This is a genomic window from Microbacterium sp. MEJ108Y (assembly GCF_000834175.1).
GTDB classification, from domain to species: domain Bacteria; phylum Actinomycetota; class Actinomycetes; order Actinomycetales; family Microbacteriaceae; genus Microbacterium; species Microbacterium forte.
Window position 1 is genome coordinate 93059 of sequence record NZ_JXQX01000030.1, and the last position, 14077, is coordinate 107135.

Sequence of the window (14077 nt, forward strand, 5' to 3'; positions counted from 1 at the left end):
ATCCCCCCCCACCACCACACAGAGAACAATGGAGTTTCCATGAAATTCGGCAAGAAGACCGCATTCGCGGCACTCGTGGCCGCATCCGCCCTCGTCTTCGCGGGCTGTGCCGGCGGCGGTGACGTCATCGAAGAAGGCAGCGGCGGCGACGGAGGCAGCGGCGACGGCGAGATGTACATCGCCATGGTCTCGAAGGGCTTCCAGCACCAGTTCTGGCAGGCCGTCAAGAAGGGCGCGGAGCAGAAGGCCGAAGAGCTCGGTGTCCGCATCACGTTCGAAGGCCCCGCGGCCGAGACCGAGATCGCACAGCAGCTCGAGATGCTGACCGCTGCGATCGACAAGAACCCGGATGCCATCGCCTACGCAGCCCTCGACCCCGAGGCGTGCGTCGCCCCGCTCGAGCAGGCGAAGTCGAAGGACATCCCCGTGGTCTACTTCGACGCCCCGTGCGACGGCGACGTGGGCCTGAGCCTCTCGGCCACCGACAGCAAGGTCGCCGGCGCGCTGGCCGCCGAGCACATGGCCGACCTGATCGGCGGATCGGGCGAGGTCGCGATCGTCGGCCACTCGCAGATCAACTCGACCGGTGTCGAGCGTCGTGACGGCTTCGTCGAGAAGATCGAGGCGGACTACCCCGACATCGAGATCGTCGACATCCAGTACGGCGACGGCGACCACCTGAAGTCGGCCGACATCGCCAAGACGCTGATCGCGGCGCACCCCGACCTCAAGGGCATCTACGGCACCAACGAGGGCTCGGCCATCGGCGTCGTCAACGCCGTGAACGAGCTGGGTCTCGAGAAGGGCAAGATCACGATCGTCGGCTTCGACTCGGGAGCAGCCCAGATCAACGCCATCAAGGACGGCACGATGGCCGGCGCCATCACGCAGGACCCGATCGGCATCGGCGAGCAGGTCGTGCAGGCGGCCTACGACGCGGCCAACGGCGACTCGGTCGACGAGTTCTACGACACGGGTTCGTACTGGTACGACAGCACCAACCTCGAGGACGAGGACATCGCAGCGGTCCTCTACGAGTGACCCGCTGAGATCACAGAGAAGCCCCTCGCCTTCGGGCGGGGGGCTTCTCTGCGTGTGCGGGGGTCAGATGCGGCGCAGGAAGGTGAGGATCGACGAGGGCTCGACGATGAGCTGCTGCAGGGCCTCGTTGAACGGCACTCCGGCGGGAGCGGCGAGGTGCGCCTGGAAGGCGGCCTCGTCGCGGTAGACCTCGTAGACGAAGAAGCGGTCGGGGTCGTCGACAAGTCGGGTCGCATCGAACACGACGTTGCCCTCTTCCGCGCGCACGATCTCGGCGAAGTCGCGCAGCAGTGCAGCCACCTTGTCGCCCTGCTCGGGGCGCGCGGTGAAGATCGCGTGCAGGATCGTGGGCTCGGTCATGGGAGTGCTCCTCGGAGATGGGGATCAGGCAGACAGGGTGAGCAGACGCGCGGGGTTGGCGACCAGCATCCGCTCGACTGCATCCTCGCCCACCGCCGACCGCAACCGCGGGAGGCAGCGCTCGCCGAGGTAGGCGAGTCCCGGCATTCCGCCGTAGGAGATGTACCGGGTTCGACGGGCGACGTCGCCGCCGAGAAGCACCCGGTCGACCGCGCCGAGCTCGACGACCCGCTCGGTCAGGGCGAGCAGCTCGGCATCCGACCTCGTGCGCGGGCGGGCGAAGCCGTCGTATCCCAGATAGGCGCCGCGCTCGGCGAGCGAGGCGTGCAGGCCGGCATCCGGGTCTCGGTCGGCATGCGCGAGCACCACACGATCGGATGCCACGCCCTCGGCCTCGAGAAGATCGAGCACCTCGTGGGCGGCGGTGCAGAACTCCAGGTGCACCATGACCGGTGCCCCGGTCGTTCGATGCGCGTCGGCGACCGCGAGCAGCGTCGTGCGCTCGAAGGGGCTGATGCTCCAGTAGTCGACGCCTGCTTTGAGCATCCCGGCGCGCACCACGGCGCCATCGGGTGCTGCCGCACGGGGGACGTCGGGCGTCTCGAACACCAGTGCATCGTCGACGACCATGCCGTGAGTCACCTCGGAGACGAAGAGCTCGGCGAGGCGCTCGACGCCCCACACCTGCAGCGGATGATCCGCACCGTAATGCGCCTCGCGGTGGCGCCCCGTCGTCGCGACGACATGCATGCCGGTTCCTGCGCTGATGCGGGCCACCGCCTCGGGGTCGCGCCCGAGGCCGAACGGAGTGGCATCGACCATCGCCGTGAATCCGCTGGCCTTCAGCAGCGCGGCCTCGCGACCCGACAGGTCTTCGTCGTCGAGCTCGTCGCCGACGAGCAGCGGCGAGATCTGGAACAGATGCTCGTGATAGTTCGTCGCCCCGAGCTGCGCCGGGTCGACGTCGCCGAGCACGGTTCGGATGACGGGCATCAGCGCACCGACTCGGCAGCCTCGGCGAGCCGCTCGACGATCTCGGGGGTGAGGTCGATCTCGAACACGTCGGCGACGACCTGCGACCAGCCGTGGATGAAGTAGCGCCAGCCGTCGATCACGTGCAGTGCGCGCTCGGCCTGCTGCCCGCGCGCCTGGTGCAGGAACTCCAGCGACCCGCGGTAGTTGAACTCCCACACCCACGCGTCGGTCGGGAACACGACGTCGTCGGGCAGCGGCGACCCGGGGCGGTCCTTGCCGAGGCCCGTGGCGTTCACGATCAGCGACCCCGCCGGGGCGGCCGCGACGATCGCCGCGGCATCCTGCACCGTGTCGGTGCGCACGTAGGTGATCAGCCCCTCGGGGGTGCCGTGCTGGCGGTGCACCTCGCGCAGGTGGTCGAGCTTGTCGTCGTCGCGGGCGGTGACGGTGATCTTCGCCGGAGCGTCCGCGCGCTCGGCCAGCGCCCAGCTCAGGGCCGTGCCGGAGCCGCCGGCGCCGAGGATCACGACCTCGGCACCCGTGCGGGCGAAGTGGTCGGTCGGGAGGAAGTCGTTCAGCGCGAGGTCGACCGTGAGAGGGTCCTTGGCGCGGCCGATCAGACGATCGCCCCGCTTCGAGATGCTCGAGATCTCGGAGCACGATACGGCGAACGGGTCGAGCTCGTCGAAGAGGTCGGATGCCGCCGCGAAGACGTTCATCTTGTGAGTCGTGACGAGTGCGCCGCGGTGGTGGGGGTCGTCGCGGATCTGCTCGACCATCGCGACGTACTGCTCAGGGGTGGCATCCATCGGCAGGTCGTGCCCGATGAGGTTCTCGGTGGGGAGCCCCAGCACCTCGGCCCACTTCGGGAACACCTTCATGATCGACGACGAGCCGGTGCTCACGCCGACGAAGCCCATGTAGCCGCCGGTCGTGGTGGCGGGGGTCTCGGTGATGGTCATGGTCTGGTCCTTCAGAGTCGGGGAGAGACGGGGTGGGCGGGGGAGCGCCCTGCGAGCACGGCGAGCACGTCGTCGAGCGACATCGAGCCCATGTTGTCGACGGCCTGGGTCGTCTGGGCGCCGAGGTGCGGGGTGACGGTCACCCGGTCTGCGAGGTCGTCGGCGAGCAGCGGGCTCGCACTCGCCGCGGTGTCGCCGTTCAGGGTGTCGGCGGCGTATGCACCGAGACGGCCGTCGCGCAAGGCGTCCGCGATGGCCGCCTCGTCGACGAGGTCGGGGCGCGCGGTGTTCACCAGGATCAGGCCCGGTCGGACGCTGTCGAGCCGCGCCGCGTCGACCAGCGTCTGTCCTCCGGGGGCGTGCAGGGTGATCAGGTCGGCCGAGCGGAACAGCGCGTCGAGATCGATCGGCTCGGTGCCGCGCTCGACGATGACGTCGGCCGGCAGGAAGGGATCGGTCGCAAGAACCCTCGAACCGAAGCCGCTCAGGCGCCGGGCGACGCCCTGACCGATGCGTCCGAAGCCGACGATGCCGACTGTCGCAGCACCGAGCTCCCGCCCTCGTCGCACGCTCCAGTCGCCCGCGCGCACCCGGCGATCGCCGTCGGGGATGAACCGGAGTGCCGCGAGCATGAGGCCGACGGCGTGGTCGGCGACAGCATCCGCGTTCGCGCCCGGGGTGTTGGTCACGGGGATGCCGCGTCGCAGCGCCGCATCGAGATCGACGGCCTCGGTGCCGACGCCGTAGCGGGCGACGACCCTGAGGTTCGGAGCGGCCGCGAGGTGCTCGTCGGTCACCGGCCCCGTGCCGGCGATCCACCCCTCGGCTGCCGCGAGCAGGGGCGCGAGCTCGGCGAGACCGTGGTGCGCGGGTCCGCGGACGACCTCGTGACCCGCGGCTCTCGCCCGCCCCACGAGGTCGAGATCGCCGTCCGAGAACGACCGACTCGTGGCGAGGATGACGCCCATCAGCGCTCCTCGGCCGGCGGCGCGGCGGCGAACCACGGCTCGAGGGCCGCGTAGGCGTCGACGAAGCGGGCATGCCGCTGCGCGTGCACGGCGTGCCGACCGGCATCCGGTGCGAACTCCGCCGTGACCTCGCTGAGCGCCCTGGCCGCCGAGAAGTCCGCGAGCCCGAGCCCGACCGCACCGGTGACCGCGGCGCCGAGGCTGTTCGCCTCTTCGACGATCGTGCGGCGGCGGATCGGCACGCCCCAGACGTCGGCGAGGATGCCGAGCCAGGCGTCGCTCTGCGCCCCGCCGCCGACCGCGTCGATGCGGTCGATCGCGGCTCCGGATTCGCGGAAGGCCTGGATGCAGGTGAGCAGGTTGTAGGCCACGCCTTCGAGCACGGCCCGCGTGAGGTGCGCGCGGGTGTGGTGCCGCCCGATGCCGACGAAGGCGCCCCGGGCGTGCGGGTCCCACAGGGGAGAGCGCTCGCCGAGGAGATAGGGCAGGAAGTACAGGTCTTCCGTGTCGAGGTCGCCGCCGGCCTCTGCGGTGAGGCGCGCGGTGTCGGGGTGGGCGGGGTCGGGCGAGAGCGCCTCGGCGATCCACTGCACCGATGCCCCACCGGCCTGCATGGTGGCGGTGGGCACGAACGAACCGGGCACGACGTTGTCGAAGGTCATGGTGCGCATCTGCGGGTCATGCAGCGGGGTGAGGCTGGCGAACGAGATCCAGGACGACGTGCCCAGGCACACGTAGGCGCCGTCTTCGGGGGCGACGATGCCCGAGCCCACAGCGGCGAGCGGTCCGTCGCCCCCGCCCATGACCACGCGGACCGATGTCGACAGCCCGAGGGCATCCGCAGATGCGGTCGTGAGCGTTCCGGCGACGGCCGTCGACTCGAGGATCTCGGGGAAGAGCGCGGCGTCGAGCCCGGCGGCGGCGAGAACCTCGGCCGACCACGTGCGGCGCAGCTGGTCGTAGGCGTTCGTGCCCGAGGCGTCGGAGCGCTCGGTCGCGAGGCGTCCGGTGAGCCGGTAGACGATGTAGTCCTTGGCCACGCAGAAGTGGCGCACCCGAGCCCAGACATCCGGCTCGTTGTCCCGCACCCACATGATCTTCTCGATCGAGTACGTCGGGTTCAGACGGTGGCCGAGCGCGCGATACGCGTCTGCGGCGCCGAGCCGTTCTTCGAGCGCGCGGGTCTGCGCACCCGAGCGCGTATCGGCCCAGATGATCGCGGGGCGCACCGGCTCGCCGTGGGCGTCGAGCAGCACTGTGCCCATCATCTGGCCGCTGACGACGAGGCCGACGACGGTCTCGGGGGCGACTCCCGCGCGGGCGAGCAGCTGCCGGGTCGCCGAGGCGACGGCATCCCACCAGTCCGCCGGATCCTGCTCGGCGATGCCGCCGGCGGCGAAGTGTGCGGGGTAGGGCACCGTGACCGAGGTCACGAGGCGTCCGTCGTCGTGGTGCAGGGACGCCTTGTTGCCGGTGGTGCCGAGGTCGTGCGCGATCAGCATGGCCGAGCCTATTCCGCGGAGGGGGACGCGGAATAGGGGCGCAGGTCGACTCCCTCGGCCGAGCGATACGCCCGGGAGCCCATGCCGTGCTCGAGCACCCAGCCGTAGTCGTGGCCGGCGCCGCCCGGATACACCGCGAGGAACGCATAGGGCTCGTCGCCCGTGTTCACCGACCGGTGCGCCCATCCGGGCGGGATGTAGCCGATGGTGCCCGGGAGCATGTCGAGCCACTCGGTGCGCTCGCCGTCGAACATGAGCAGACCGCCGCGGCCCTTCAGCGCGAGGTAGATCTCGCCCTGGTGGTTCGGATGCTGGTGCCCCTTGGTCATCCAGAGCTCACCCGAGGTGTCGCCGGGCATGATCGTCGTGATCGACTGCGGCAGCTCCCGGTCGACCTCGGGCACGGGCGAGCTGGTCACCGTGTAGACGACGGGATCGTCGCCGGCGGATGCGGCGGCCCAGGCATCCGCGTCGAGGAACAGGCCCTCGAGGTCGGACATCCGGCGCGTGAGCGTGGGCCCCTCGGGCGAGAGCGTGAGCTTCTCGGCGTCGAATGCGATCGCCATCGGCGAGATCGGAGGGGTGTGGAACTGGGGCATCGATGCTCCTCGTACGGGTGCTGCGGCGCTGCGCAACCTGTAATGACAAGCCGAGTGTACCTGTTATGACAAGTGGCGTCCAGTGCTCGGATGCGCGAGGGTGAGCGCGCGGGCGTGGGCGCGGGTGGCGGGGCGTTGCCGGCGGGACGCGAGATCAGGAGGATCGACCCGAATCAGGAGAGAAGGGCGAGAATCATCCTGATCTCGACGCCTTCTCCTGATCTCAGGATGCTGCGCGCAGCGCGCGTGCGAGGTGGGACCTGCCGTCGCGGATCGCCCGGGCCGCCACCTCCTCGACCCCCGGATATTCGGCGTGGCCCGCGGGGAGGACGGCGAGTTCGAGCATCCGAGCCGCGTTCGCGACACCGAACTGTCCGGGCGGCGGCACGTACGGGTCCCACAGCGCCGCCTCGACGCGTACCGGGATGCGGGCGAAGCCGAGGGCCGTCGAGGCGTCGAACAGGCGCAGCACTTCGCGGGCCTCCGGATGCGCGGCGACGTGGTCGCGCACGGTCTCGCCGCTGCCGACGCAGTGCACCGCGAGACGCTCGTCGTACTGTCCGAAGCTCGGCACGATGAGGGTCGCCCCGACGTAGCGGTCGTCCCACGGCAGGGCGATGGCGCCGATGCCGCCGCCGAAGCTCTCGCCGACGTAATAGAGGGGGAGGGCGCCGACAAAGGCGGTGAGAGCATCCGCCGCGAGCCAGAGGTCTCGGGCGCAGAGGCCGAGCACGTACGAGTCCGGGCTCTCGATCCCGGCCAGCACATGCTCGGCCTGGGGTGCGGGGGCGCCGACGCCCGTGTTCAGCGTGGGCAACCCTCGGGCGACGGGGAAGATCGCGGCCGCATCGTCGGGTATGCGAGCGAGGTCGACCGCATCCCGTCCGCCGTAGCCGTGGCTGTGCACGACACCGACGCGCGCCGGGGCGGCGAGGGGGTCGACCAGCCAGGCGCGCAGGCGGGTGCCGTCGACTCCCGCATGCTCGATGACCGAGACCCGTCGGCCGTGCGCGGTCTCGGCGGACAGCACGGTGGGTGCGGCATCCACCGTCTTCGCCTGCTGTCGCCAGCCCTGCCACCGCTCGGCGAATCCGTCGGGTGCGGCGACCGGAGCGATCGCACGGAGCGTGCTCAGCGTGTGGCCGTAGCTCGCGTCGAACTCGGCGTCGGCGAACCAGATGTCGTAGGGGGAGGGGGAGATGCTCATCGGTCACCGAGGCTACCGGCCGAGATCAGGAGAGTGTGCCGAGATCAGGAGAGTGTGCCGAGATCAGGAGCATCCCGCGGAGATCCTCCTGATCCGGCGCGGTTCTCCTGATCTCAGGCGGGGCCGCGGACGACGCCGAGGGCGCGTCGGCTCAGGCCCGGTCGGGCCACGGTGCAGGGCTCAGGCGCGTGCGCGCCGCGCGCGATAGGCGGCCACGGCGTTGCGGTTCGTGCAGGTCGTCGAGCAGAAGCGCTTGGAGCGGTTGCGCGAGAGGTCGAGGGCGAGTGCCTCGCAGGTGTCGTCGGCGCAGATCGAGATGCGTGAGCCCTCATCGGCGCGGATGACGTCGATCAGCGCCATGGCGGTCTCGATCAGCACGCGCTCGGCGAGCGGGCGTTCGTCGGCGACGGCGTGCAGATGCCAGTCGACCCCGTCGTGGCGCACCAGTCTCGGCGCCAGATGCGCCTCGGCGAGAGCGGCATTGACGTGCTCGGCCATCTCGTCGCGGGGCGCGAGCAGCATGGCGCGCAGGCGCGGGCGCAGGTCTCGCAGCGAGGCCAGCTCGGCCTCGTCCCGGTTGAGCCGTCCGGAGTAGGGGAAGTCGTCGAGGAAGGCGTCGTAGTCGGCGAGCGTCTCGAGGGTCTCCGGGTCCTCTGCCGAGTTCACCAGCCAGACGGCCGAGCGCAGAGCCTCCTCCGTGTCATCGGTGAAGTTCATGTTGACACCTTACATCCTGCGAGAGTAGCGTCACCTGTCATGAGCAAGGTTGCAAATGACATCGTTGCGCCGGGTGTGCGATTCGGTCTGCCCCTGGCGATCGGCGCGGCCTTCGCGTTCGGGATGTCCGGCGCCTGGGCTCGAGGACTCATCGACGCGGGATGGACCCCCGGTGCGGCAGTGACCGCGCGGGTCTGGGTCGCCGCCCTCGTGCTGCTCGTGCCGACGATCATCTCGCTCCGGGGTCGGTGGGGAGTGCTCAGGAAGAACGCGGGCATGGTCGCCGCCTACGGACTCCTCGCCGTCAGCGCCACGCAGCTCTGCTACTTCCAGGCGGTGGCCGTGATGGACGTCGGCCTCGCACTGCTCATCGAGTACACAGCCCCGATCGCCGTCATCCTCTGGCTGTGGATCCGGCGGGGTGAACGGCCGAGTCGCCGCAGTGTGATCGGCGCGGCCATCGCCTTCGTCGGTCTCGTGCTGATGCTCGACATCATCACCGGTGCCGAGGTCAACGTCGCCGGCATCCTCTGGGCGCTCGCCGCGATGGTCGGCGCCGCGACGTACTTCCTGCTCTCGGCCAAGGCCGACACCGGCCTGCCGCCGATAGCGCTCGCCGGAGGAGGGCTGCTGCTCGGCGCCGTCGCTCTCACGATCGCCGGCCTCGTCGGCATCCTGCCCATCGCCTGGACGACCGATGACATCACCTACCGCTTCGGCACCGTGCCGTGGTTCGTGCCGGTGCTGGCGATCGGCTTGATCGCGACGGCGCTCGCGTACGTGCTCGGCATCGCCTCGACACGGATGCTGGGCTCGCGCCTCGCCTCGTTCGTCGCACTCTCCGAAGTCGTCGCCGCACTGTTGTTCGGCTGGCTGCTGCTCGGACAGCTGCCCGACCTCCTGCAGGCCCTCGGCGGAGCGCTCGTGCTCGTCGGAGTGGTGGTCGTGAAGCTCGGCGAGCCGCGCCCTGCGGAGTTCGTCGAACCGATTCCGGATGCGGTGGGGGTGCCGCAGCGGTAGTCACACGCGGGGTGCCGGTGCGTGGTCACATTCGCACCTCTGGGCGGCTCTTCGGATGCTTCTTTGACCACCCACCGGGCGTGGGATGCTCTTTCGACCATCCGCCGATCGGGCTGCGCGCACAGCGGGTCCGCGCGGATCCGGCCACCGGGCACTCAATGTATACGTCTAACCACTGAATAGGTAACTCAGTCCGCAGACACGGCTTCTATGTATACACTGAGGGCATGAGCTCTGTCGCCGATCGCACCACCGCGAGCGACCGAGCCCACGCGGCACTGCTGGAGGAGATCCAGTCGGGCGCCCTCCCCGCCGGGTTCGTGCTGGGCGAGGTCGAGCAGGCCGCTCGCCTCGGCATCAGCCGCACGCCGATGCGCGAGGCCCTGCGACGCCTCGCGGCCGACGGCCTGGTCGTGCAGCAGTCGCCGCGTGTCACCGTGGTCGCAGACCTGGATGCCGACGACATCCGCGCCCTCTTCGAGATCCGCCGCGCGCTCGAGGAGTCCTCCGCCAGACTCGCCGCCCAGCGAGGGGATGCCTCGCTGTTCGCCGCGCTCGCCGACGAATTCGCGCACGTCGATCTCGCCGCCGTCGAAGGCCGCGACGCGTACTACGCCCTCATCGCCCGCTTCGATGCCGCTCTCGACCAGGCCGTCGACAACGACTACATCGCCTCGGCGCTGCGCACCGTGCGCACCCACCTCGTGCGCGTGCGACGCATGGCCCGCGACAAGCCCGACCGCCTCGCGGCCTCCGCGGCCGAGCACCGCACGATCGCCGCAGCGCTCGGTGCGCGAGACGGCGACCTCGCCGCGCACGCCACTCACGTGCATCTGCACAACGCGCTCACCGGCATCCTCGACTCCCTGACAGCCAACCCAGAAGGTGTGAAATGACCGTCACCCACCACGTCCGCGTGCACCGCAGCGACGAGAACCTCGCTCGAGAAGACCAGCTCGCCTGGAAGATCGCCGAGGTCGCCGCCGACCCGGTCGAGGTCGAGCAGGACGTCGCCGACATGATCATCAACCGCATCATCGACAACGCGTCGGTCGCCGCGGCATCGCTCACCCGCGGCCCCATCAACGCGGCCCGCGCCCAGGCGTTCAGCCACCCCGTCTCGACCGGCGGCATCGGCGCCACGGTCTTCGGCGCGGCGCTCGACCACCGCACCAGCCCCGAGTGGGCGGCCTGGGCCAACGGCGTCGCCGTGCGCGAGCTCGACTACCACGACACGTTCCTCGCGGCCGAGTACTCGCACCCGGGCGACAACATCCCGCCGATCCTGGCCGTCGCCCAGCACGTGCAGGCTGACGGCCGCGCGCTGCTGCGCGGCATCGCGACCGGCTACGAGATCCAGATGGACCTCGTGCGCGCGATCTGCCTGCACAAGCACAAGATCGACCACGTCGCCCACCTCGGCCCGTCGGCCGCGGCCGGCATCGGCACTCTGCTCGGGCTCGACGTCGAGACGATCTATCAGGCCGTCGGCCAGGGCCTGCACACCACGACCGCCACGCGACAGAGCCGCAAGGGCGAGATCTCGACGTGGAAGGCGCACGCCCCGGCCTTCGCGGGCAAGCTCGCCGTCGAGGCGGTCGACCGGGCGATGCGCGGGCAGACGAGCCCCGCCCCGATCTACGAGGGTGAAGACGGCGTGATCGCCTGGATGCTCGACGGCAAGGACGCCGCCTACGAGGTGCCGCTGCCCGCCGCGGGCGAGGCGAAGCGCGCGATCCTCGACTCGTACACGAAGGAGCACTCGGCCGAGTACCAGGCGCAGGCGTGGATCGACCTCGCCCGCAAGCTCGGCACCGAGAACCCGGCACTGCGCGACCCCTCGAACATCGAGGCGATCGTGCTGCACACCAGCCACCACACGCACTACGTGATCGGCTCTGGCGCGAACGACCCGCAGAAGTACGACCCGACGGCATCGCGCGAGACCCTCGACCACTCGATCCCGTACATCTTCGCTGTCGCCCTGCAGGACGGCGGTTGGCACCACGTCGACTCGTACACGCCCGAGCGGGCCGGTCGCGAAGACACCGTCGCTCTGTGGCACAAGATCACCACGGCCGAGGATGCCGAGTGGACGCGCCGCTACCACTCGGAAGACCCCGACGTGAAGGCGTTCGGCGGTCGCGTGGAGTTCCGCCTGACCGACGGCACGACCGTGGTCGACGAGATCGCCGTCGCCGATGCGCATCCGCTCGGCGCCCGTCCGTTCGCCCGCGCGAACTACATCGCGAAGTTCCGACTGCTGGCCGAGCCCGTGCTCGAGCCCGCCGAGATCGAGCGGTTCCTCGAGCTCGTGCAGCGGCTGCCCGAGCTCACGGCCGCCGAGGTGGGCGAGCTGTCGATCATCGCCAAGCCCGGAGTCCTCGAGGGCGCGGACGCCCCGAAGGGGCTGTTCTGATGAATCTCACCGCGTTTCGTCTCGGTCCGCTTCGCGGGCCTCGCTCAACGACCGATGGCATTGCGTTTCGTCTCGGTCCGCTTCGCGGGCCTCGCTCAACGACCGAGGGAGCGGGACCCCCGGTCGTTGAGCGAGCACGGCGAAGCCGAGCGAGACGAAACGCGGTATCGATGCGCGACACGCTTGAGGAGAACTGATGCTGTACTCGCACGTCACCCCGGCCGAGAAGCGCCGCCTGTTCCGCGAACGTCTCGCGAGCGGTGAGCTGCTGCGGTTCCCCGGTGCCTTCAACCCGCTGAGCGCCCGCCTGATCGAGCAGAAGGGATTCGACGGGGTCTACATCTCGGGCGCGGTGCTGTCCGCCGACCTCGGGGTGCCCGACATCGGCCTCACCACCCTGACCGAGGTCGCGGGGCGGGCGAAGCAGATCGCGCGCATGACCGACATCCCGGCGATCGTCGACGCCGACACCGGCTTCGGCGAGCCGATGAACGTCGCCCGCACGATTCAGGAGCTCGAAGACGCGGGCCTCGCCGGCACCCACATCGAAGACCAGATCAACCCGAAGCGCTGCGGCCATCTCGACGGCAAGAGCGTGGTCGACGAGAGCACGGCGATCCGTCGCATCCGCGCGGCCGCCGACGCCCGTCGCGACCCGAACTTCCTGATCATGGCGCGCACCGACATCCGCGCGGTCGAGGGGCTCGAATCCGCGATCGATCGCGCCAAGGCGCTGGTCGACGCGGGGGCCGATGCCGTGTTCCCCGAGGCGATGCGCACGCTCGCCGAGTTCGAGGCGATGGCGAACGCACTCGACGTGCCGATCCTGGCCAACATGACCGAGTTCGGCAAGAGCGACCTCTTCTCGGTCGACCAGCTGCGCGATGCCGGAGTGAACATGGTCATCTGGCCTGTGTCGCTGCTGCGCATCGCGATGGGCGCGGCGGGCCGTGCGCTCGATACGCTGAACGAGGAGGGGCACCTCACCTCGAAGCTCGGTGAGATGCAGCACCGTGCCGATCTCTACGACCTGATCGACTACGAGTCCTACAAGCAGTTCGACTCGGGCGTCGCAGGTTTCACCGTCACGAAGGAGTGAGCATGACCGAGCCGGACATCAAGAAGGGCCTCGCCGGGGTCGTCGTCGACACGACCGCGATCTCGAAGGTCAACCCCGAGACGAACAGCCTGCTCTACCGCGGCTACCCCGTGCAGGAACTGGCGGCGACGCAGCCCTTCGAGGCGGTCGCGTACCTGCTCTGGCACGGAGAGCTGCCGGATGCCGCACAGCTGGCGGCTTTCCGCACGACGGAGCGTGAGCACCGCGCGCTGGCAGACAACGTGAAGACGGCGATCGACCTGGTGCCCGTCGAGGCCCACCCGATGGACGAGGTGCGCACGGCGGTCAGCCTGATCGGCGCCTCTGACCCGAACGCGGGCGGATCGGTGCTGGATGCCGGCGGCAGCCCCGAGCAGAACCTCGAGCGCAGCATCCGTCTGTTCGCGGCGCTGCCGGCGATCGTCGCCTACGGTCAGCGTCGCCGCCGAGGGGAGCAGCTCATCGAGCCCCGCGACGACCTCGACTATTCGGCGAACTTCCTCTGGATGACGTTCGGTGAGGAGCCCGATCCGGTGGTCGTCGATGCGTTCAACCGCTCGATGATCCTGTATGCCGAGCACTCGTTCAACGCCTCGACGTTCACAGCCCGCGTGATCACCTCGACCCTCAGTGACCTCTACTCAGCCGTGGTCGGAGCGATCGGCGCGCTCAAGGGCCCGCTGCACGGCGGTGCCAACGAAGCCGTGCTGCACATCTTCGACGAGATCGGCGAGGCATCGAACGTCGTGCCCTGGCTCGACGACGCCCTGGCCGAGAAGCGCAAGATCATGGGCTTCGGTCATCGCGTCTACAAGAGCGGCGACTCGCGCGTGCCCACCATGAAGGCCGCTCTCGACACTCTCGTCGAGCACTACGACCGCCCCGAGGTGGCCGAGCTGTACGACGCGCTCGAGTCGGAGTTCGTCGCGCGCAAGGGCATCTACCCGAACCTCGACTATCCGTCGGGCCCTGCCTACAACCTCATCGGCTTCGACACCCTCACGTTCACGCCGCTGTTCGTCGCGGCGCGCGTGACCGGGTGGACGGCGCACGTGATCGAGCAGGCCGGAGCGAACGCGCTGATCCGCCCGCTGTCGCTCTATGACGGCTTCGACGAGCGTCACATCGAGGACTGATCGGGGCACCGGCCCGGGTCAGCACACCCGGGTCGGGTGCTCGTCGGGTGCTCGTCGGAGGCCGCGCTCGCC

At 69.9% G+C, this 14077-nt stretch carries 14 protein-coding genes; 6 read left to right on the forward strand and 8 right to left on the reverse strand.

Annotated features, from left to right (window positions below):
• The first annotated feature begins 39 nt into the window (after positions 1–39).
• Positions 40–1041, forward strand: coding sequence for an ABC transporter substrate-binding protein (locus RU09_RS13550; RefSeq protein WP_042541376.1), 1002 nt, complete (start codon positions 40–42; stop codon positions 1039–1041).
• A gap of 63 nt (positions 1042–1104) precedes the next feature.
• On the opposite strand, the gene RU09_RS13555 is transcribed toward RU09_RS13550, so the two are convergent.
• From RU09_RS13555 to RU09_RS13590, 8 genes are all read right to left on the reverse strand, one after another.
• Positions 1105–1401, reverse strand: coding sequence for a putative quinol monooxygenase (locus tag RU09_RS13555; RefSeq protein WP_042541378.1), 297 nt, complete (start codon positions 1399–1401; stop codon positions 1105–1107).
• Between the two features lie 24 nt (positions 1402–1425).
• Positions 1426–2394, reverse strand: a complete 969-nt coding sequence (locus RU09_RS13560) for a phosphotriesterase family protein (protein WP_042541380.1) — start codon at positions 2392–2394, stop codon at positions 1426–1428.
• The gene (locus RU09_RS13565; protein ID WP_042541382.1) at positions 2394–3338 is read right to left on the reverse strand and encodes a shikimate dehydrogenase family protein; all 945 of its coding nucleotides are present in this window, start codon (positions 3336–3338) and stop codon (positions 2394–2396) included. Before RU09_RS13565 ends, RU09_RS13560 begins: the two co-directional genes overlap by 1 nt.
• Before the next feature lie 11 nt (positions 3339–3349).
• Positions 3350–4306: an NAD(P)-dependent oxidoreductase gene (locus RU09_RS13570; protein WP_042541457.1), complete on the reverse strand. Its 957-nt coding sequence runs from the start codon at positions 4304–4306 to the stop codon at positions 3350–3352.
• The gene (gene xylB, locus RU09_RS13575) at positions 4306–5808 is read right to left on the reverse strand and encodes a xylulokinase (protein WP_042541385.1); all 1503 of its coding nucleotides are present in this window, start codon (positions 5806–5808) and stop codon (positions 4306–4308) included. The genes RU09_RS13570 and xylB overlap by 1 nt, the downstream gene beginning before the upstream one ends.
• Positions 5809–5816: 8 nt before the next feature.
• Positions 5817–6407 carry a glucose-6-phosphate isomerase family protein gene (locus RU09_RS13580; RefSeq protein WP_042541387.1) on the reverse strand — a complete coding sequence of 197 codons (591 nt, stop codon included), beginning with the start codon at positions 6405–6407 and terminating at the stop codon, positions 5817–5819.
• Between the two features lie 223 nt (positions 6408–6630).
• A complete protein-coding gene (locus tag RU09_RS13585; protein ID WP_042541389.1) occupies positions 6631–7614 on the reverse strand; it encodes an acetylxylan esterase in 984 nt (327 codons plus the stop codon).
• Between the two features lie 180 nt (positions 7615–7794).
• Positions 7795–8331 carry a CGNR zinc finger domain-containing protein gene (locus RU09_RS13590; protein ID WP_042541390.1) on the reverse strand — a complete coding sequence of 179 codons (537 nt, stop codon included), beginning with the start codon at positions 8329–8331 and terminating at the stop codon, positions 7795–7797.
• A gap of 39 nt (positions 8332–8370) precedes the next feature.
• Here RU09_RS13590 and RU09_RS13595 point away from each other — a divergent pair, with 39 nt between their 5' ends.
• From RU09_RS13595 to RU09_RS13615, 5 genes are all read left to right on the forward strand, one after another.
• On the forward strand, positions 8371–9351 hold the full coding sequence (locus RU09_RS13595; protein WP_042541391.1) for an EamA family transporter: 981 nt from the start codon (positions 8371–8373) through the stop codon (positions 9349–9351).
• Between the two features lie 227 nt (positions 9352–9578).
• On the forward strand, positions 9579–10247 hold the full coding sequence (locus RU09_RS13600; protein WP_042541392.1) for a GntR family transcriptional regulator: 669 nt from the start codon (positions 9579–9581) through the stop codon (positions 10245–10247).
• A complete protein-coding gene (locus RU09_RS13605; RefSeq protein WP_042541393.1) occupies positions 10244–11770 on the forward strand; it encodes an MmgE/PrpD family protein in 1527 nt (508 codons plus the stop codon). The genes RU09_RS13600 and RU09_RS13605 overlap by 4 nt, the downstream gene beginning before the upstream one ends.
• Positions 11771–11966: 196 nt before the next feature.
• The gene (prpB, locus tag RU09_RS13610) at positions 11967–12869 is read left to right on the forward strand and encodes a methylisocitrate lyase (protein ID WP_042541394.1); all 903 of its coding nucleotides are present in this window, start codon (positions 11967–11969) and stop codon (positions 12867–12869) included.
• 2 nt (positions 12870–12871) lie between these two features.
• Positions 12872–14005 (forward strand): bifunctional 2-methylcitrate synthase/citrate synthase, encoded by a 1134-nt coding sequence (locus tag RU09_RS13615; protein WP_042541395.1) that lies wholly within the window; start codon positions 12872–12874, stop codon positions 14003–14005.
• Positions 14006–14077 lie beyond the last annotated feature (72 nt).